This window comes from Kitasatospora sp. NBC_00039, assembly GCF_045160625.1.
GTDB lineage: Bacteria > Actinomycetota > Actinomycetes > Streptomycetales > Streptomycetaceae > Kitasatospora.
On the sequence record NZ_CP108289.1, the window covers coordinates 4,920,437 to 4,938,906 of the forward strand.

At 74.6% G+C, this 18,470-nt stretch carries 17 protein-coding genes; 14 read left to right on the forward strand and 3 right to left on the reverse strand.

Annotated elements, in window-relative coordinates:
* Nucleotides 1–170: 170 nt before the first annotated feature.
* Complete coding sequence (locus tag OG286_RS21835; RefSeq protein WP_396322065.1) at nucleotides 171–1,160, reverse strand: ATP-binding protein; 990 nt, start codon at nucleotides 1,158–1,160, stop codon at nucleotides 171–173.
* A 267-nt stretch (nucleotides 1,161–1,427) separates the two neighbouring features.
* Here OG286_RS21835 and OG286_RS21840 point away from each other — a divergent pair, with 267 nt between their 5' ends.
* Nucleotides 1,428–2,321, forward strand: coding sequence for an oxidoreductase (locus tag OG286_RS21840; RefSeq protein WP_396322064.1), 894 nt, complete (start codon nucleotides 1,428–1,430; stop codon nucleotides 2,319–2,321).
* A 544-nt stretch (nucleotides 2,322–2,865) separates the two neighbouring features.
* On the opposite strand, the gene OG286_RS21845 is transcribed toward OG286_RS21840, so the two are convergent.
* Entirely contained in the window at nucleotides 2,866–3,786 is a 921-nt protein-coding gene (locus OG286_RS21845; protein WP_396322063.1) for an HAD family hydrolase, read from the reverse strand.
* 757 nt (nucleotides 3,787–4,543) lie between these two features.
* Here OG286_RS21845 and ssd point away from each other — a divergent pair.
* From ssd to OG286_RS21880, 7 genes are all read left to right on the forward strand, one after another.
* Entirely contained in the window at nucleotides 4,544–5,668 is a 1,125-nt protein-coding gene (gene ssd, locus OG286_RS21850; RefSeq protein WP_405365709.1) for a septum site-determining protein Ssd, read from the forward strand.
* On the forward strand, nucleotides 5,668–7,041 hold the full coding sequence (locus OG286_RS21855) for a TadA family conjugal transfer-associated ATPase (protein ID WP_396322061.1): 1,374 nt from the start codon (nucleotides 5,668–5,670) through the stop codon (nucleotides 7,039–7,041). Before ssd ends, OG286_RS21855 begins: the two co-directional genes overlap by 1 nt.
* Nucleotides 7,042–7,158: 117 nt before the next feature.
* Nucleotides 7,159–8,223 (forward strand): type II secretion system F family protein, encoded by a 1,065-nt coding sequence (locus tag OG286_RS21860; RefSeq protein ID WP_396322060.1) that lies wholly within the window; start codon nucleotides 7,159–7,161, stop codon nucleotides 8,221–8,223.
* A gap of 239 nt (nucleotides 8,224–8,462) precedes the next feature.
* A complete protein-coding gene (locus tag OG286_RS21865) occupies nucleotides 8,463–9,056 on the forward strand; it encodes a type II secretion system F family protein (protein ID WP_396322059.1) in 594 nt (197 codons plus the stop codon).
* Nucleotides 9,057–9,214: 158 nt separating this feature from the next.
* Nucleotides 9,215–9,487, forward strand: a complete 273-nt coding sequence (locus OG286_RS21870; protein ID WP_396322058.1) for a DUF4244 domain-containing protein — start codon at nucleotides 9,215–9,217, stop codon at nucleotides 9,485–9,487.
* 97 nt (nucleotides 9,488–9,584) lie between these two features.
* Nucleotides 9,585–9,968 (forward strand): TadE family type IV pilus minor pilin, encoded by a 384-nt coding sequence (locus tag OG286_RS21875; RefSeq protein ID WP_405366075.1) that lies wholly within the window; start codon nucleotides 9,585–9,587, stop codon nucleotides 9,966–9,968.
* 38 nt (nucleotides 9,969–10,006) lie between these two features.
* Nucleotides 10,007–10,498 (forward strand): Rv3654c family TadE-like protein, encoded by a 492-nt coding sequence (locus OG286_RS21880; protein WP_405365710.1) that lies wholly within the window; start codon nucleotides 10,007–10,009, stop codon nucleotides 10,496–10,498.
* Here OG286_RS21880 and OG286_RS21885 read toward each other — a convergent pair.
* The gene (locus OG286_RS21885) at nucleotides 10,493–12,949 is read right to left on the reverse strand and encodes a DEAD/DEAH box helicase (RefSeq protein WP_396322056.1); all 2,457 of its coding nucleotides are present in this window, start codon (nucleotides 12,947–12,949) and stop codon (nucleotides 10,493–10,495) included. The genes OG286_RS21880 and OG286_RS21885 overlap by 6 nt on opposite strands.
* A gap of 222 nt (nucleotides 12,950–13,171) precedes the next feature.
* Between OG286_RS21885 and bldG the strand changes: the two genes are divergently transcribed.
* The 6 genes from bldG to OG286_RS21915 all read left to right on the forward strand — a co-directional run bounded on the left by bldG (nucleotide 13,172) and on the right by OG286_RS21915 (nucleotide 18,157).
* Nucleotides 13,172–13,513 carry an anti-sigma factor antagonist BldG gene (bldG, locus tag OG286_RS21890; RefSeq protein ID WP_148644090.1) on the forward strand — a complete coding sequence of 114 codons (342 nt, stop codon included), beginning with the start codon at nucleotides 13,172–13,174 and terminating at the stop codon, nucleotides 13,511–13,513.
* A 157-nt stretch (nucleotides 13,514–13,670) separates the two neighbouring features.
* The gene (locus tag OG286_RS21895; RefSeq protein ID WP_396322055.1) at nucleotides 13,671–14,090 is read left to right on the forward strand and encodes an ATP-binding protein; all 420 of its coding nucleotides are present in this window, start codon (nucleotides 13,671–13,673) and stop codon (nucleotides 14,088–14,090) included.
* Nucleotides 14,091–14,284: 194 nt separating this feature from the next.
* A complete protein-coding gene (locus OG286_RS21900; RefSeq protein WP_396322054.1) occupies nucleotides 14,285–14,653 on the forward strand; it encodes a cyclophilin-like fold protein in 369 nt (122 codons plus the stop codon).
* 302 nt (nucleotides 14,654–14,955) lie between these two features.
* A complete protein-coding gene (locus tag OG286_RS21905; RefSeq protein WP_396322053.1) occupies nucleotides 14,956–15,708 on the forward strand; it encodes a small secreted protein in 753 nt (250 codons plus the stop codon).
* Nucleotides 15,709–15,931: 223 nt separating this feature from the next.
* Nucleotides 15,932–17,464 (forward strand): methyltransferase, encoded by a 1,533-nt coding sequence (locus tag OG286_RS21910; RefSeq protein WP_396322052.1) that lies wholly within the window; start codon nucleotides 15,932–15,934, stop codon nucleotides 17,462–17,464.
* A 228-nt stretch (nucleotides 17,465–17,692) separates the two neighbouring features.
* A complete protein-coding gene (locus tag OG286_RS21915) occupies nucleotides 17,693–18,157 on the forward strand; it encodes a DUF3592 domain-containing protein (protein ID WP_396322051.1) in 465 nt (154 codons plus the stop codon).
* Nucleotides 18,158–18,470: the final 313 nt, after the last annotated feature.

Sequence of the window (18,470 nt, forward strand, 5' to 3'; positions counted from 1 at the left end):
CGCCCGGACAGGGTGGGCGGGGCCCGGCTGGGGCCCGGCCGAGGCGTGCGAGAACGGGCTGTGGCCTCCCTCCGAATGGAGGAAGGCCACAGCCCGTTCGGTGCCCCGCGCGCCGTCTTCGGTCGTGTGGTCGGGCCACGCGTGTCGTCAGGCGGTTCGTGCTGTGTGCGTCAGTGCGCACCGGCCGTGGCGTGCTGCTCGCCGCCGAGCACGAACCCGTGGTCCACCTGGGTGGCGAGGTCGATGCCGACCTTGGAGTTGGCCCAGCTCTCGGCATTGCGGAGGTGGAAAAGGACGGCCTGTTCGGTGTAGCGGGGGGCGTCCCGCCGGTCGTGGGCGGCGTCGGCCTCGCTGCGCAGCTGCTCCAGCACTGCGCGGTTGCCCGCCTCCAGCGCCCGCAGCGGCGGTTCCGCGCCCTGCTCCAGCCGGCGCACCCAGTCGGAGTGGCCGAAGGTGGTCAGCAGGTCCTCGCCGACCTCACGGTGGAGGAACTCCAGGTCGTCGCGGCCCTGCACCTTGTTGCCGATCACCCGGAGCTCGACGCCGAAGTCGCGCGCGTAGTCCTTGTACTGGCGGTACACCGAGACGCCCTTGCGGGTCGGCTCGGCGACCAGGAAGGTCACGTCGAACCGGGTGAACAGCCCGGAGGCGAAGGAGTCGGAGCCCGCCGTCATGTCGGTGACGACGTACTCGTCCGGGCCGTCGACCAGGTGGTTGAGCAGCAGCTCGACCGCGCCGACCTTGGAGTGGTAGCAGGCGACGCCGAGGTCCTCCTCGGTGAAGGCACCGGTGGCCAGCAGGCGGACCGACCCCTCGTCCAGCGCGATCGGCCGGGCGCAGGCCGCGTACACCGGGTTCTCCTCGACGATCCGGAGCAGCCGTGAACCGCGGCCGGGCGGCGTGGTCTTGATCATCTCCTCGGCGGACCGGATCAGCGGGTTGCTGCCGCGCAGGTACTCCTTGATCTCGGGCAGGTGGGCGCCGAGCGAGGGCAGCTCCGCGGCCTGGGCGTCCGTCAGTCCAAGGGCGGGGCCGAGGTGCTGGTTGATGTCGGCGTCGACGGCGATGACCGGGCGGCCCGCGGCGGCCAGGTGGCGGATGAACAGTGCGGACAGCGTGGTCTTGCCGCTGCCGCCCTTGCCGACGAACGCGATCTTCATCTGGGACTCCGGCTCTCGCTCTGGGGCCCATGCGCGGGGCCGCTTGATCGATGTCTCGTCGCGCTGCTTCCGCGTCGCCCTTCCGTGCCGCTTCCGCCCTGCGCCGATGTCGACGATCTCCAGAATTGGAAATCGTTATCGTCTCCGATAGCGCTCATGGTATCCGGGGTTTCGGGCTCCCCGGCGGAGGGGAGTGAGGATTGCCTCTAACGGGTGATCCGGGGTTGCTGTTCCGGGAGGGGCCCTTCTTTCATTACTCTCGGGTAGGTGAGCACTGGAACAGATCCCCTCGCCCCGCTGACCCAGCTCCCCGGGGTGCCCGACGCGGTGGCCGAGGTGCGCAAGGCCGTCGACCGCCTCTACGGGCACCGGGTGATGCGCCGCCGCGCGGCCGAGGTCACCTCCGAATCCGCGCTGCGCGGCGCCCGTGCGTCGGCGGCGCTGGCCGGGGCGGACTGGCCGCTGGAGGAGGTCCGGCGCCGCAGTGACTTCAGCGCCGACCACGAGTCGCGTACGGTCGGCGCCGCCCTGCGGATCGCCGCCGAATCCGGCCAGCTGCTGAGCGTCTGGCGGCACTCGCCGCTCCAGGTGCTGGCCCGGCTGCACCTGCTGGCGGTCGGCGACGCCGACGCCGCCGCCGGGCGGCCGCGGCAGGCCGGTGAGGTCGCCGAGGAGCTCTTCCCGCTGGAGCTCAAGCCGGTGGAGAGCGTCGAGGCCGACCCTGCGGCCGGCGAGCCGGTGCCCGCCCTGCCGCCGGCCCCCGGGGCCGAGGAGGTCGCCGCTCGGCTCGACCAGCTCTCCCGGCTGCTGGTCGCCCGCGCGGAGGGCCAGGGCGTGGGGACGCCGGCCCTGGTGGTGGCTTCGGTGGTGCACGGGGAGCTGCTCGCGCTGCGGCCGTTCGGCTCGCACAACGGCGTGATCGCGCGGGCCGCGCAGCGGATCGTGCTGCTCGCGGAGGGGCTCGACCCGAAGTCGATCTGCCCGGCCGAGGTCGGGCTCGCGGAGCTCGGCACGGACGCCTACCGGCGGGCGCTGGCCGGCTACCTGGCGGGGACGGAGGAGGGGCTGGCGGCCTGGATCGGGCACTGCGGCCGGGCACTGCGGCTCGGCGTGCGGGAGAGCACGGCGGTCTGCGAGGCGATGCAGCGCGGCATGGTCTGACCGGGGCTCGGGAGGCCCGGCCCCGGCCTGCCCGCCGGGGCCTGCCGCCGGACCGGACTCTGCCCGGGCCGGCCCGAACGGCGAGGTCCCGAGGCCGCGCCGCCACGAACGGCGAGATCCCGGGTCCGAACAGCGAGATGCGGCGGCACCTGATCCTGCCGGGTGCCGCCGCTGGTACAGGTACCGGGTGACCATGCATGCACCGGAAGTGCCCATCAGACGGGGATCCTGCCCGTTCGTCTGGTGCGGCGGCCCGACAGCGGGTCGGCTGCATGTGGGTGCTCGGTTATCTGTACGCGGTCCGTGGGGCCTGAACTGCGTTGTCGGTTTGACCTCTTCGGGTCCTGACCGGGTCTCGCGGGCCGTGCTTCATTTGTATCGCGTTTCGGGCGAAAGGGGAACCCGAAACGAGAAGTCTTCGGCTTTTGCCCCTTTTGTCCCAAACCGTACTGGTTGGGCTTGTTGTGCTCCCGGGGCCTGCAACTGGGGCGGGATGCCGTTCGGGCGCCGGGGCGGAGCCCGCCCGGGCGGGACGGTCGGTCGCTCAGGCCGCAGGGCGGCGCCGCCGCGCCGCGTACCAGATCACTCCGGCGGTCAGCACCGCCGTGCCGATCGCCACCGCGGTCAGCACCGAGCGGCTCGGTGCGGAGAACTCCGGGAGCCGCCGCCGCAGTTCCACCGGTCGGTCGAAGACCAGCACCGGCCACTCGCGCGCCACCGCCTCCTTGCGCAGGGCGCGGTCCGGGTTGACGGCGGAAGGGTGACCAACCGCCTCCAGCAGCGGCAGGTCGGTGGAGGAGTCGCTGTAGGCGTAGCACTCGGAGAGGTCGTACCCCTCGGACTCGGCCAACTCCCGGATGGCGGCCGCCTTGTTCTCGGCGTAGGCGTAGTAGTCGATCTCGCCGGTGTAGCAGCCGTCCTCGATCTTCAGCCGCGTGGCGATCACATGGTCCGCGCCGAGCAGCGCGCCGATCGGCTCGACCACCTCGGAGCCGGAGCTGCTGACGATCACCACGTCGCGGCCGGCCGCATGGTGCTGCTCGATCAGGGAGGCAGCCTCGTCGTAGATGATCGGGTCGATGAGGTTGTGCAGGGTCTCGGCGACGATCTCGCGGACCTGCTGGACGTTCCAGCCCCGGGTGAGCGCGGAGAGGTACTCGCGCATCCTCTCCATCTGGTCGTGGTCCGCGCCGCCGACCAGGAAGACGAACTGGGCGTAGGCACTGCGCAGTACGGCCCGACGGTTGATCAGACCGCCCTGGTAGAACGGCCGGCTGAAGGCGAGGGCGCTCGACTTGGCGATGATGGTCTTGTCGAGATCGAAGAAGGCCGCCGTCCTGGGGCCGGCCGGGCGCGGGCGGGCGGCCGGAGGCGTCGGGGCGGCGCTCTCGGCCGACGCGGCGGGCTCGGCGGTGGAGCCCGGGGACTTGTCGGCGTACTCGTCGGCGTTCTCGGTGGTGTCCACGGGAACCGAGGATAGAGGGCGCCACAAAAGAGCCCGCCATTCGGCGTACTCGTGGGCGTGCGGGTTTGTGTTTCTGGCCGCTCGGGTACACCATGGAAGTCACGGATCGTTCGCGACCGTGCTAACCCGGTCCGGCTCCTCCCCCCCGAGTCGGGCTGTGGATAGACGACCCCCGCTCTCCCCCCCGGCGGGGGTCGTCGCACGTCCGGGGCCATTTTCAGGGCTTGAACGGCTTCTGCGGAGGAATCCGCACCGGCTCTGCCGGGCGTCTACAGGGGGTGTCGGGGCGCGGCCCCACCCGTCTGGTTTCGTCACTCTGTGTTGCCGGCTGCTCATCGCTGCCCAGGGTCCGCGCGAGGTCCGTGGAGGCCCGGAAACGCCCACGGTGAGATCCCCGAAGAGATCCGTCACGAGACTCCGGAGAGATGGCGGAGATGGCCCGGGGACCATCATTGCGGACCTTGCCCGAGGGCCGGCCGTGCCTCGTGCGAGCTGTGCCGGGTCTTCTCGGTGAGGCCGTTTCGTCAATTCTTTGCTCAATAGCCCCCCGTCCGGGTGAACGTAGTTATCCACAGGCCCGAGTTGTCCACAGGCATTCGGAACCGGGCTGACGGAATCAGGATCACCCCCCACCGTGATGGACGGCAGCGGTTGCCGGGCCCCGAGCAGGGCGCCCCCGGTCGGCCGCCTGCCGGACCTGTCCGGACGTGCGCCCGTACCGCCCTACGCGGACGGACGCCGCAGAGGGGAGACCGCCATGTCGACACCGATCACCGGCCATGCCTCGACCCACGGGCCGGAGGCCGCCGGCCCGCTCGTGGTCACCGAGGACGAGAGCCTGGCCGAGCACCTGCTGCGGCTCTGCGCGGCGGCCGGGACGGAACCCCGGCTGATCCGGGGTTCCCCGCCGCCGCGCGGGCTCTGGGAGGGCTCGTCGCTCGTGCTGGTCGGCGACGACCAGGCCGAGCGGTGCGCCGGGCTCCCCCGGCGCACCGGGGTGCTGCTGCTCGGGCTGGACCTCGACGACCCCGGGGTCTGGGTCAGAGCCGTCCAACTCGGAGCTGAGCACGTGCTGTTCCTGCCGGACGCCGAGGCCTGGCTGCTCGACCGGATCGCCGACGCGGCGGAGGGTGTCGGCACGCCGGCGCTCACCGTCGCGGTACTCGGCGGCCGGGGCGGAGCCGGTGCCTCCACCCTGGCCTGCGCGCTCGCGGTCACGGCCGCGCGCACGGGCCGGCGGACCATACTCGTCGACGGCGACCCGCTGGGCGGCGGGCTCGACATCCTGCTCGGCGGCGAGACGGCCGGCGGCCTGCGTTGGCCCGACCTGGCGGGTTCACGCGGCCGGGTCAGCGGCGCCGAGCTGGCCAAGGCGCTGCCGGTGATGAAACGGCTGACCACGCTGTCCTGCCTGTCCTGGGACCGCGGTGACACGCTCGCCGTACCGCCCGAGGCCATGCGCAGCGTGCTGGCAGCCGCCCGTCGGCGCGGTGGCCTGGTCGTGGTGGACGTGCCGCGCCACCTCGATCCGGCGGCCGGGCAGGCGTTGGAGCAGTCCGACACGGCGCTGCTGGTGGTGCCCGCCGAGCTGAGAGCGGTGGCCGCCGCCGACCGGGTCGCGGCGTCCGTGCGGATGCGGCTCGACGACGTCCGGATGGTGGTGCGCCCGATGCGGCCGTTCGGGCTCCCGGCCCACCGGATCGCGCGGGGGCTGCGGCTGCGGCTCGCCGGAGAGCTGGGGGCGGAGCCCGGGCTGGCCGCCGACGTCGAGCAGGGCGTGCCGCCCGGGATCCGTGAGAACGGCCCGCTGGCGCGCTTCTGCGAAACCTTCCTGGACGAGGTGCTGCCGCCGGTTCCGGCGGTCGGAGGAGGTGTCTACTGATGGTCCGTCTGCGCAGAACAAGCAATGCGGCCGGGGGCGGCCTCGGTGCCGGTGCCGGTGCCGGTGCCGGTGACCGGGGCGGCGGTGCGCGGGAGCACCGGCTGCTCAGGAGCGTCACGGCGACCGGCGGGCCCCCGGAGCCGGGTTCGCGGGCCGAGCCGCCCCCGTACGGGCGCACGGCCCGGGAGGAACGTACGGCCGCGCTGGTCGACGCCGTGAGGCTCAGGCTGGCCGAGTCCGGAGCGCCGCCGACGGCCGGGTCCGTCGCGGCGGTGCTGCGGGCCACCCGGCCGCCGCTCGGCGGCGACGACGTCCTCGACACCGTGCGATCGCTGCGGGCCGAGCTGGTCGGTGCGGGCCCGCTGGACCGGCTGCTGGCGGCGCCGGATGTCACGGACGTCCTGGTCAACGGCCCGGACGAGGTCTGGGTCGACCGGGGCGGCGGGCTCCGGCGGGCCGCCGGGGTCCGCTTCACGGACGCCGAGGCGGTCCGGCGGCTGGCGCACCGGCTCGCGACCGCGGCCGGGCGACGGCTGGACGATGCCCGGCCCTGGGTGGACGCGCGGCTGCCGGACGGCACCCGGCTGCACGCGGTGCTGCCGCCCATCGCCACCGGCTGCACCCACATCTCCCTGCGGGTCTGCCGGCCGCGCCCGCTCACACTCGACGAGCTGGTGGCCGGCGGGGCGCTGCCTGCGGCCGGTGCCGAACTGCTGGCGGGCATCCTGCGGGCGCGGCTGTCCCTGCTGATCAGTGGCGGGACGGGGACGGGGAAGACAACCCTCCTGGCGGCGTTGCTCGGGCTGGTCGGGCCGGACGAGCGGATCGTCGTCGTGGAGGACTCGGCCGAGCTGCGGCCGGCCCACCCGCACGTGGTCCGGCTGCAGAGCCGCCCGCCCAACCAGGAGGGGCTCGGCGAGCTCACCCTGCGCGACCTCGTCCGGCAGGCCCTGCGGATGCGTCCGGACCGGCTGGTCGTCGGGGAGGTCCGGGGTGCCGAAGTATCGGACCTGCTGGCCGCGTTGAACACCGGCCACGAGGGTGGCTGCGGCACCGTGCACGCGAACACCGCGGCGGACGTGCCGGTCCGGCTGGAGGCGCTGGGGTCGCTCGCCGGGCTTGACCGGCCGGCCCTGCACAGCCAACTCCGGGCCGCCCTCGACCTGGTGGTGCACCTGGTGCGGGAGCCGGCCTCCGGACGGCGCCGGGTCGCCGAGATCCACACACTGGCCGGTGATCGCGACGGCGTGGCGGTCACCACGCCGGCGGTGACCTTCGCGGCGGACGGCACGGCCCTCCCCGGCGAGGGCTGGGAGCGGCTGCTCCGGCTGCTGGCGGCGCGCGGGGTGACGCTCGCCGGGGGGCTGCCGTGACGGCGGTACGGGCGGTGGAAGGGCTGTTCGTCCTGCTGCTGTGCGGGTGTGTGGCGGGCGCCTGGGCACTGCTCGGGCCATGGCGAGGGAAGGCCGGGGAGAAGGGTGGTCGCTGACGTGGCGAAAGATCAGCTGTTGCTGTGCTGGGTGATGGTGCTCTGCGTCGCGGCGTCGGCCGGGTGGTACGCGCTGCAGCGGGCGGCGGCGGGCGCTCGCCGGCACGTGCTCCTGCCGGCCGGTGAAGGCGACGGCAGCAGGAGGGCGGCCGCGCACCGGGGCCCGGCGGTGGTGGATGCCAGGTGGTGGCCGCTCCGCAGACCAGATTGGCTGATGCCCGAACTGCTGCTGTTCCCGGCAGGGTTGGCGGCGTGGCCGGGGGTGGGCTCGCCCGTCCCGCTGCTGGCGGCCGCACTGGCCTACCTTCCGCTGCGCCGCTGGCGGCAGCGGCGCAGCGTGACGGCGGCGGGCCGGCACCGGTCGGCGGCGATCGTCGAGCTCTGTGCCGGGCTGGCAGGGGAGTTGCGGAGCGGGGCGACACCCGAACAGGCGCTGCACGTGGTGACGGCGCGTATTGCCGCGGACCGCGAGGCGCTGCACCGGATCGGCGAGGAGCCGGTGGCCCGGCTGGCGGCCGGCCGCTACGGCGGGGACGTCCCGCTGGCGTTCCAACTGCTCGCCGAGCTGCCGGGCGGCAGCGGGGCGACGGCGATCGCCGCCTGCTGGCGGGTCACTGCCGACGGGGGTTCGGGCTTGGCAGCGGGGCTGGACGGGGTTGCCGAGGCGCTGCGCGCGGAGCAGGCGCTGGCCGAGGAGATCGCCGCGGAGCTGGCGGCGCCGCGGACCACGATCGCGGTCCTGGCGGCGCTCCCCGCCGCCGGGCTGCTGCTCGGGGTGGCGCTCGGGGCCCGGCCGGTGGCCGTCCTGCTCCACACTCCCGCCGGGCTGGCCTGTCTGGCGGGCGGGGCGGCCCTGGAGGGGCTGGGCCTGGCGTGGACGGCGCGGATCGTCCGGGCGGCGGCGCGAGGGGCCGTGGAAGCGCCCAGGAGCGCTGAACGGGAGGAGCTCCGGGCCGGGGGTGCGGTCTGGGCCGGCGATGGCCGGTGGCGGTGCGGCATCTCGCGCACGAAGGCGCGGCCGGGGCGGCCGAGCGGGTCGTTCCGGGCCGAGGTGATGTCGACATGAAGCCGGGGGCTGGTTGGAGCGTCCTGGTGCCGGCGGCGCCGATGGTGGCAGCGGGAGCATTGCTCCTGCGGCGAGGAGCGATGCGGTGGGCGGGGCGTCGGAGGTCGGCCTGGATCCAGGCCCGGGGCCGGCCCCTCGGGCGGGCCGCCCGGCGGTGGGGAGGGCCGGTGCGGGGCAGGTGGGGTGCGCGGATCCCGGCGCCGGGATCCGACGGCGCGGGGCGCGCCCGGCGGGCGGCCTTGGCGGTCGCTGCCGGCCTCGGTGCGGCCGTGGCGCTGGGCGGCGGTGCCGGACTGGCGGTGGGCGTCCTGCTGGCCGCCGCGCTGTGCCGGTGGCTGCCGAAGGCGAGGTCCCCGGACGAACGGCGGGCTGCCCTGGAGGAGGAGCAGCTCGCCCGGCAGCTTCCGCTCACGGCGGAGCTGCTGGCGGCCTGCCTCGGTTCGGCGGCCTCGCCGGCCGTGGCGGTGGCGGCGGTCGGCCGGAGCGTCGGCGCCCCCATGGGGCCCCGGCTGGTGGCGATCGCGGCGGAACTGGCTCTGGGAGCACCGCCGGAGGTCTGCTGGACCAGGCTGGGCGGAGAGCGCCCGGCGTTGGCGCCGCTGGCCCGCTGTCTGGTCCGGACGAGCCTCAGCGGGGCTCCGGCGGCCGGGCCGCTGATCGGTCTGGCACACGGCCGGCGGACGGCGGCTGCCCGTACGGCGCACGCCCGCGTCCGCCGCGCCGGGGTCCTCGCGACGGCGCCGTTGGGGCTCTGCTTCCTCCCGGCGTTCGTGCTGATCAGCGTCGTCCCGGTGGTCATCGGGCTCACCACTCGCTTCGCCCAGGCGATGTGAGCCGGTGGCGGGAGCGTGCGGGCGGGGCGGTGTCCGCGCGGGCGGTCCTGTGCGGGCGGTTCTGCGCGGCGGTCCTGTACGGGGCGGTGCCCGCGTGGTGCGGGGCAATGTCCGCTTGGGAAATCGATGTCAACCATCAATCATCGGAGGAGAGTTCCATGACTGTAGTGATCACACCGGAGATCGTCGACGGGCGTCCCGGCCGTCGCCTGTACGAGCTGTGCCGGCGCCGGGGCCTGTGGGTGGCCGGGCGGGCCCGGCGGTCGGTCCGGGTCAGGGGCAGGTCGGACGCCGGCATGACCACGGCCGAGTATGCGGTCGGCACGCTCGGGGCGTGCGCCCTGGCGGCCGGGCTGTACAAGGTGGTGACCAGTCCGACCATGATCGGCGGGTTGACCGAGCTCCTGGACCGGGCGCTCCATGCGACGTGATGATCCGTCGGCGGAGCGGCCTCGGTCGATCCGCCGGCACACCGGGAGCCGCCGCGTTCGGGTCCCCAATCAGGGTCGGGGTCAGCGGCGCAGGGGCCTGCGTCGGGGCGATGCGGGCTTCGTCACGGCCGAGACGGCGGTCGCCCTGCCGGCCTTGGTGCTGCTCGCCGTGATGCTGATCTGGGGCGTGCTCGCGGCGGGCGCACAGATCCGCTGCGTGGACGCGGCGAGCGTGGGTGCCAGGGCGGCCGCGCGCGGAGAGGCGGACGCCGCCGCTATCGCCCGTTCGGCGGCCCCGTCCGGGGCGGACGTGCAGATCGTGGTGGCGGCCGACACCGTCCGGGTCAGGGTGGACGCACCGTCGTCGCCGCCCGGCCGGCTCGGCTCGCTGCTCTCGGTGCGGCTGGGCGCGGCGGCCGTGGCGGCACGGGAGGACACCCTGGCGGGTGGCGGAGGCGGTGGTGGCCCGTGGCCGCCCTGAGGCGGGCTGCGGCCGGGCTTGCCGCAGCGGTGCGGAGGGTGGCGCGGGTCCGCACCGCCCGGGCGGCTGCGGGGCGCGGGGCCGACGCTGGGTCCGCGACGGTGTGGCTGGTCGCGTTCGCGGTGCTCGGGTGCGCAGCGTTCACGGCCACGCTCGCGGTGGGTGCGGCGGCCGGCGCCCGGCACCGGGCGGAGTCCGCCGCCGACCTGGCGGCCCTCGCGGCCGCGGACCGGCTGCTGCTGGACGTGGACGGCGGTTGCGGGCGGGCGGCCGGGATCGCTGCCGCGCAGGCGGCCACCGTGGTCTCCTGCACGGTGGACCGGGAGGCGGACGCCGTCGAGGTGGTAGCCGAAGTGCCGGTCGGTGGGCTGCCCGTGCGGCTGCCGGTCGGACCGGCCCGTGCACGGTCCCGCGCCGGCCCGGTCCGCGCGACGGCTGCCGTGGCGGATGCCGCGACGTCCGCCTCGGCATCCGCCACGGTGGGTGCCGAGGCGGATGCCGGCCTCAGTGCGACGGCGGGTGGCTCATGAGTCCTCTGCGGTCTCGGCGGAGGCATCGGCTTCCGCCGCCTCCTCCGCCGCCTCCCGGGCCGCCTCCTGAGCTTCCTCCGCCACCTCCTGGGCCGATTCCCGGGCCGGCCCGGTCGCGGCCCCGGCTTCGCTCGGCGCTGTCGGGGCGCCGGCGAGCAGGATGTCCAGGAGTCGGACGGCGGCCGCCTTGTCCAGCGGGTCGTTGCCGTTGCCGCATTTGGGCGACTGCACGCACGAGGGGCACCCGCGCTCGCACTCGCAGGCGGCGATCGCCTCCCGGGTGGCCGTCAGCCACTGGACGGCCCGCCGGAAACCGCGTTCGGCGAACCCGGCCCCACCGGGGTGGCCGTCGTAGACGAACACGGTGGGCAGCTCGGTGTCGGGGTGCAGAGGCACCGAGACGCCCCCGATGTCCCAGCGGTCACAGGTGGCGAACAGCGGCAGCAGCCCGATGGAGGCGTGCTCGGCGGCGTGGGCGGCTCCGGGCAGCTGGTCGGGCGGGATGTCCGCGTCGAGCAACTGGTCCTCGGTGACGGACCACCAGACCGCCCGGGTGCGCAGGGTGCGGGGCGGCAGGTCGAGCCTGGTCTCGCCCATGATCTCCCCGGTGGAGATCCGCTTGCGGAGGTAGCCGACCACCTGGTTGACCACCTCCACCGAGCCGAAGCTGAGCCGGCCTTCGCCCCAGTCGACGGTGGTGTCGGTGGAGAGCACGGAGATGGAGGTGATGTCCCGGGCGGCCGTCGTGTACGGCGGATCGGCCGGCTCGACCAGCGCGACGGAGGTCTCCAGGTCGAGTTCCCGGACGAGGTAGCTGCGCCCCTGGTGGAGGTGGACGGCTCCGGTGTGGACGGTGGTGTGGGCGGCGGAGGCGTCCACCGTGCCGAGCAGCCGCCCGGTCGGGGCCTCGACGATCTGCACCGGGCTGCCGCCGCTGCCGCGCAGGTCGACTGCGTCGGCGGCCCGTTCGCGGCGGGTCCAGTACCAGGCCTCGCCACGGCGGCGGAGCAGTCCGCGGCGTTCCAGGACGGGCAGCAGCGGGCCGGCGGAGGGGCCGAACAGCTCCAGGTCGGCATCGGTGAGCGGCAGTTCGGCGGCGGCCGCGCACAGGTGCGGCGCGAGCACGTGCGGGTTGTCGGGGTCGAGCACGGTGGCTTCGACGGGTGTGGCGAACAGGGCCTCGGGGTGGTGCACCAGGTAGGTGTCCAGCGGGTCGTCGCGGGCGATCAGGATGGCGAGCGCGCCCTGGGCCTCGCGCCCGGCCCGGCCGGCCTGCTGCCAGAGCGAGGCCCGGGTGCCGGGGTAGCCGGCCATCAGGACGGCGTCGAGGCCGGAGATGTCGACGCCGAGTTCGAGAGCGGAGGTGGAGGCGAGGCCGAGGAGCCGGCCGGTGTGCAGGTCGCGTTCGAGGGCCCGGCGTTCGTCGGCGAGGTAGCCGCCGCGGTAGGCGGCCACCCGGTCGGCGAGCGGTCGGCCGAGCTGGTCCTGGGCCTGCAGCGCGACGAGTTCGGCGGCGCGGCGGGAGCGGACGAAGACGACGGTGCGGGTCTGCCGCTCGACCAGGTCGGTCAGCAGGTGGGCGGCCTCGGCGGTGGCCGTCCGGCGGACGGGTGCGCCGTGCTCGCCGACGTTCTCCGTGAGCGGCGGCTCCCAGAGGCCGAAGAGCATCGGGCCGCGCGGCGAGGCGTCCTCGGTGACCGCCTCGGCCGGTACCCCGGTGAGCCGGTGGGCGGTGGCGGCCGGGTCGGCGGTGGTGGCCGAGGCGAGCAGGAAGGTGGGCGAGGAGCCGTACCGGGCGCAGATCCGGCGCAGCCGCCGCAGTACCTGGGCGACGTGCGAGCCGAAGACGCCCCGGTAGCTGTGGCACTCGTCCACCACCACGTAGCGCAGCGTTTTGAGGAAGGAGGACCAGCGGGCATGGGCAGGCAGGATGCCGCGGTGCAGCATGTCCGGGTTGGTGAGCACGTACGAGGCGTACTGGCGGACCCACTCGCGCTCCTCGGGCGGGGTGTCGCCGTCGTAGAGGGCGGCCCGGACCCTGGGCGGGGCGAGTTCGGCGGCCCGGCGGCGCTGGTCGGCGGCGAGCGCCTTGGTCGGGGCCAGGTACAGCGCGGTGGCGCCGCGGCCGTTGCGGGCCTCGGTGCCGTCCAGGAGGTCGCTGAGCACCGGGGCCAGATAGCCGAGCGACTTGCCCGAGGCGGTGCCTGTGGCGATCACCACAGAATGGCCGCTTTTGGCCAGATTCATCGCTTCCGCCTGATGGGCCCAGGGCTGTCCCGCGCCGAGCTCCCGGGCGGCGGTCACGATCTCGGGCCGGATCGAGTCGGGCCATGGCGAATAACGGGCGGCTCGGGCGGGAAGGTGCTCCGTATGGGTGAGCCGGTCCGACCGCCCCCGGGTGGTGGACAGGGTCGTGAGCAGTGCCTCGGGCAGGCTGTGACGGGGCGGCATGAGGACCCAGTGTGTCACCGGCGTGACGGAGAATCGTTGTAAGCCATCGTGCGGGCATGGTCGCAGGTGGTTGAATGTGGCCGTGACGGCCGTACGGCCGGGGGTCGCAGCGCTGAGGCTTGCCACGCGTTGGCTGGGCGTGCCCGGGGCTCGCGACCATGCGGTGGCGGCCGTCCGGCCGAAGATCGCAATGACGTAGCAAGGCAAGGTGCTGGAGGTTCCGTGGACCTGTCCCTGTCGACCCGTACAGTCGGCGATCGCACGGTCGTCGAGGTTGGCGGCGAGATCGATGTGTACACCGCCCCGAAGCTGCGTGAGCAGTTGGTCGAGCTCGTCAACGACGGCAACTACCACCTCGTCGTCGACATGGAGGGCGTGGACTTCCTCGACTCGACCGGTCTGGGCGTGCTGGTGGGCGGTCTGAAGCGAGTGCGGGCCCACGAGGGCTCGCTGCGCCTGGTGTGCAACCAGGAGCGCATCCTGAAGATCTTCCGCATCACCGGCCTGACCAAGGTCTTCCCGATCCACACCTCGGTGGACGACGCGGTCAACTCGACCGACTGACGCGGCCGGGCCGGCCTCTGTGCCGGTCCGCCCGATCCATGCGTCCGGGTGCGCCGGGGCCCTCGTGGCCCCGGCCGCCCCGGCCGCCTCAGGGCCGGTGAGACCGGCCCGCGGGGCCGCATGCCCGGCCCCGGTCGGACACCCCGAGGGGGAGAAGATGGCAACCGTCGAACTTCGATTCAGTGCGCTTCCCGAGCATGTGCGTACGGCCCGGCTGGTCGCCGCGGCAGTCGCGAGACGAGCGGGGGTCGACGAGTCGGTGCTCGACGAGGTGCGGCTCGCCGTGGGTGAGGCGTGCTCCCGTGCCGTCGGTCTGCACCAGCGCGGTGGCGTTACCGGTGCGGTCCGGGTGGCGCTCACGGATCAGGAGAAGCGTTTCCTCATCGAGGTCGAGGACGAGGCGGGCCCCGCCAGCGTCCCGGCTCCGGGCGCGGCCGCAGGGGCCGATCCGGACGAGGACACCCTGGGCCTCGCGGTCATCACCGGACTGGTCGAGGACCTGGAGGTCACCAGCGGCTCCGGCGGTGGCCTGATCAGGATGAGCTGGCCGGTCTCGGTCGACGCCGTGGCGGTCTGACCCCGGGCCTCGGATTTCCCGAGTGTGAGGTCGCTCGTCTCCCCGGCCCCTGAGGCCGCTCGTTTCCCTGCTCCCGAGGTCCCGGATGGTCCAATTCCCGGGCGTGCTTTGACAAATTGTTGAGCCTGGCGGTTCGCTGCTCTCGGCACGACGGGTCCGATCGGTGATCGGACCCGTCGTAGAAGAGGGAACCCATGCGGATACGCATTCGGTGGCCGGCCGGTCAGGCGACCGCCACGCTGGCGGCCACGCCCACCTCCGAACTGCTCTGGGCCGCACTGCCGATCAGTTCGTCGGCGAACACCTGGGGTGAGGAGGTCTATTTCGACACCCCGGTCAGCGTGCTGCGGGAGCACGACGCCCGGCAGGTCGTCGAGCCCGGCACGGTGGCGTTCTGGACGGACGGCGACAGCCTCGCGCTCCCGTACGGTCCGACGCCGATCTCGCGGGACGGGGAGTGCCGGCTGGCCAGCCCGTGCAACATCCTCGGCGAGCTGGACGGCGACGCCCAGGTCTTGCGTACCGTCCGGCCGGGCGATCCGATCCGGGTCGAGCGGGCCTGACGCGCGCTTGAACCGGGCCTGAGGCGCCCGTCAGCCGGGCCTGAAGCGTGTTCGAACCGGGCCCGCACGGGTTCCTTGAACCCGCTCCGCACCGGCTCTGCATCGGTTCCGCCCCGGGTGGCGCCCGGGCCCCTCCCTGGTCCGTGCCGGGCCTGTACCGCGGCGGGGCGCGGCCCGGAGGCAACCCGGGTACGGGCCGGAGCCGGTGCGGGGGCGGGACGGGGGAACCGGGGGCGGGTCGGCGGCCGTGTAGGTTCGCAGTTCGACGACCGAAGACGACCGAAACCGAAAGGCTTCTCCCGGTGAACAAGCGACTGCTGGCCGTACCCGCGCTCGGCGCGCTGCTTGCGTTCGGCGCCGTCGGCTGCGGCGACGACAACAGCAAGCAGCTGGAGTCCTGGGCGACCAGCGTCTGCGGCGCGGCCAAGGACCCGATCGCCCAGGCGCAGACCGCGCTCGCGGACACCGGGCAGGTGAAGACCGGCGAGGCCCCGGCCGACCTGCAGAAGCGCCTCTCCGCGGACATCGGGCGGCTGGCCAAGACCAACCAGGACATCGCCACGGCCATCGACTCGGCCGGGGCTCCCAAGGTGGACGACGGCGCGACCCTGCAGAAGGACACCGTCACCGAGCTGAACAAGGCGGCCGACGGTTACCTGGACGTCCAGAAGAAGCTGGACGGGCTGTCCAACACCGACCAGGCGAAGTTCGCGGACGGGCTGCGCAGCGTCGCCGACCAGGTGCAGCAACTGGCCTCGCTCTCCACCCAGGCACAGGCCAAGCTCCAGCGCGGCGAGCTCGGTGCCGCGATGGCCAAGCAGCAGGGCTGCAAGCCGGGCGCGGCCGCCGCGGCGCCGACCGCCGGGGCGAGCGGCTCGGCAGGCGCGGGCGGCACCCCGGCGGCCGGCGACGCGACCGGTACTCCCGCGCCGGGCTCGACGGACCCGGCGAGCCCGGCCGCCGGTGCAACGCCCACGGACGCCGGTGGCACGCCGGCCCCGTCCGCCTCAGCCACCCCGTCCAGCCCGTCCACCCCGGCGCCGTCGGCGAGCTGACGCGGGCGCTGCGCGCCACGCTCCGGACCACCACGCCCCTGTCGGCCCTCGGCCGGCGGGGGCGCTTCCGCTGTCGGCGCCATGCCGGGCGCGGTGCCCCCAGCGGACCGGTGCCCGCGGCGGACTCGCGGGCCACGGGCGGACCGGTGCTCGCGGCGGACCGGCCCGCGTCGGGCGCCCGACGCGGGCGGGCGTGCCCCGCGGCTCGGGGGACAATGGCGGGGTGATCAGTAGCCCCGTTCTCGACCCGACCCGCCTCGCCAAGCTGCGCGAGGCGCTGCTCGCCGCCTCGTTCACCGCCGACGGCTGCCTCGACCTGCTCGGGCCCACCGGGTACGCGGCGCTGGCCCGCAGCGAGGCGGTGCCGGCACTGCGCGCGACCCGCGGGGGCAGCCCGCTGGAGACGCTTGTGCGGCTGTTCCTGCTCCAGCAGCCCGTGCCGTACCGGGCGGCCGCCGCCGCACTTCCGGTCGAGGACTGCCTGGCCGACGGTTGGCTGCGCCCGGACGGCGATCTGGTGCGGGCCACCGTGGACGTCCGCCCGTATGCCAACGAGGTATCCGGGCTGCCGAGTTCGGACGCCTGGGTGGTCTCCGACCTGGGCTGCGCGGTCGGCGGCGCGGGCGGGATCGGCTCCGGCGAGACCGCCCACGGCGTGGCCCGCAAGGATCTGGTGCTCGGGGTGGGCGGCGCGTCCACCACGCTGGCCAACATCACCGTGCGCAGGCCCGTCCGCGCCGCCCTGGACCTCGGTTCGGGCTCCGGTGTGCAAGCGCTGCACGCCGCCCGCCACGCCCAGCGCGTCACCGCCACCGACCTCAACGCGCGTGCACTCCGGTTCACCGAACTGACCCTCGCGCTCTCCGGTTTCGAGAACACCGACACCGCGGCCGGCAGCCTCTTCGAGCCGGTCGGTGAGCGCAGGTTCGACCTGATCGTCTCCAACCCGCCGTTCGTGATCTCGCCCTCGGGCCGGTTCACCTACCGCGACGGCGGGATGGCCGGTGATGACCTCTGCCGCAGCCTGGTCCGCTCCGCCGCCTCTCACCTGGAGCCCGGCGGCTACTGCCAGTTGCTCGCCAACTGGCAGCACGTCAAGGGCGAGGACTGGCACGAGCGGCTGGCCGGCTGGGTGGCTGGCACCGGCCTGGACGCCTGGATCGTCCAGCGGGAGGTCCAGGACGTCGCCCAGTACGCCGAGTTGTGGCTGCGCGACGGCGGGGACCACCGAGGCCCCGGCGGCGACTACCAGGCCCGGTACGGGGAGTGGCTGGACGCGTTCGAGGCGGGCCGGGTCGAGGGCATCGGCTTCGGCTGGATCACGCTGCGGGCGGGCGGTGCCGAGCAGCCGACCGTCCGGGTGGAGGAGTGGCCGCACCCGGTCGAGCAGCCGCTCGGCCCGCACATCGAGGAGTGGTTCGCCCGGCAGGACTTCCTGCGGACGCACGACGACGCCGGGCTGCTCGCGGCCCGGTACGTGCTGGCCGACGAGGTGGTGCAGGAGCAGGTCGGCGCGCCCGGGGCGGAGGACCCCGAGCACGTGATCCTCCGGCACAATCGGGGCATGCGCCGGGCCACCAAGGTGGACACGGTGGGTGCCGGGTTCGCCGGGGTCTGCGACGGGACGCTCTCGGCGGGCGAGATCGTGGACGCCATCGCGCAACTGCTCGGCGAGGACCGGGTGGTGCTGCGGGACCGGGTGCCGGAGTCGCTGCGGCTGCTCACCGAGCAGGGGTTCATCCAGCCGGCCGGCTGAGCGCCCCGGCAGCCAGGGCCCGGTGACCCCCGGCAGCCAGGGCCCGGTGACCCCCGGCAGTCAGGGCCGGGTGACCCCGCCGGTCGGCCCGGCCCGAGTGCTGCCGGCGGCCCGGTTCATCCCTCCGTACCCCCTGGTTCGCCTGCCGGTCGCCGAACGGCTCTCCCCCGTTGGCCCCCGGCTGTGAGGCTCTGTCCACAGGCTGTGGACAGAGCTGGGGGCCGAGGGGTGGAGACGACGACGGCGACGGTGGGCGGCGCGGTGCTCGCACTGTTCGGCGGCGCGCTGCTGCTCTGGTGCGCCGCCGAAGTACGCCTTCGCCACGTCGCGCGCCGCCGGGGCGTACCGGCGGTGGCCACCGTGGTTGCCGAGACGGACACCTACGGCGAACTCGACAGCGCGCCGTTGCTCACCTTCTCCGCGCCGGCCGCGATCGACGGCCCCGGCGCGGCCCGCAGGGCCGAGGTGGTGCTCACCCGGCCGCGCGGCCACACCCCGTTGCGCCGCCCGCCGCGCTTCTCGCCCGGCACCTCCGTCCGTATTTCCTACGACGCGCGCCGGCCGGCCCGGGTGGTGCTGGCGGCGGCGGAGACCGGCCGGTTCGTGGTCTCGGATCTGCTGTGGACGGCGCTGGGCGCAGGCTGCCTGGCCGCCGGTAGCGCCCTGCTGACCGCGGTCGCCGCCGCCCACTGACGGAGCTGCGGACCGGTCGTGGAGGCCGGTTCCCGAACCGGCCACAGCGCCCGAATCCGGCCACCCGACTCGGTCCGGCCACCCGACTCGGTCCGGCCACCCGACTCGGTCCGGCCACCCGACTCGGTCCGGCCACCCGGCCCGCTGCCGGGCCGGGCCGGATCCGACCCGAGGCCGGATCAGCGGTGCCCCCGGACCACCCCTGGACCACCCCCGCGCCCCCTGTCACCAGCCCCGTCGCCGGGCGTCGATTTTCCGTTGACAGATTTTGAAATCCGTCATTCCATCCTTCGAAACCCGCCGAAGCCCCCCT

Coding starts and splice junctions, on each gene's coding strand:
- OG286_RS21835 (WP_396322065.1), bottom strand. CDS start 1,160: ATGAAGATCGCGTTCGTCGGCAAGGGCGGCAGCGGCAAGACCACGCTG.
- ssd (WP_405365709.1), top strand. CDS start 4,544: ATGTCGACACCGATCACCGGCCATGCCTCGACCCACGGGCCGGAGGCC.
- OG286_RS21855 (WP_396322061.1), top strand. CDS start 5,668: ATGGTCCGTCTGCGCAGAACAAGCAATGCGGCCGGGGGCGGCCTCGGT.
- OG286_RS21870 (WP_396322058.1), top strand. CDS start 9,215: ATGACTGTAGTGATCACACCGGAGATCGTCGACGGGCGTCCCGGCCGT.
- OG286_RS21885 (WP_396322056.1), bottom strand. CDS start 12,949: ATGCCGCCCCGTCACAGCCTGCCCGAGGCACTGCTCACGACCCTGTCC.
- OG286_RS21895 (WP_396322055.1), top strand. CDS start 13,671: ATGGCAACCGTCGAACTTCGATTCAGTGCGCTTCCCGAGCATGTGCGT.
- OG286_RS21900 (WP_396322054.1), top strand. CDS start 14,285: ATGCGGATACGCATTCGGTGGCCGGCCGGTCAGGCGACCGCCACGCTG.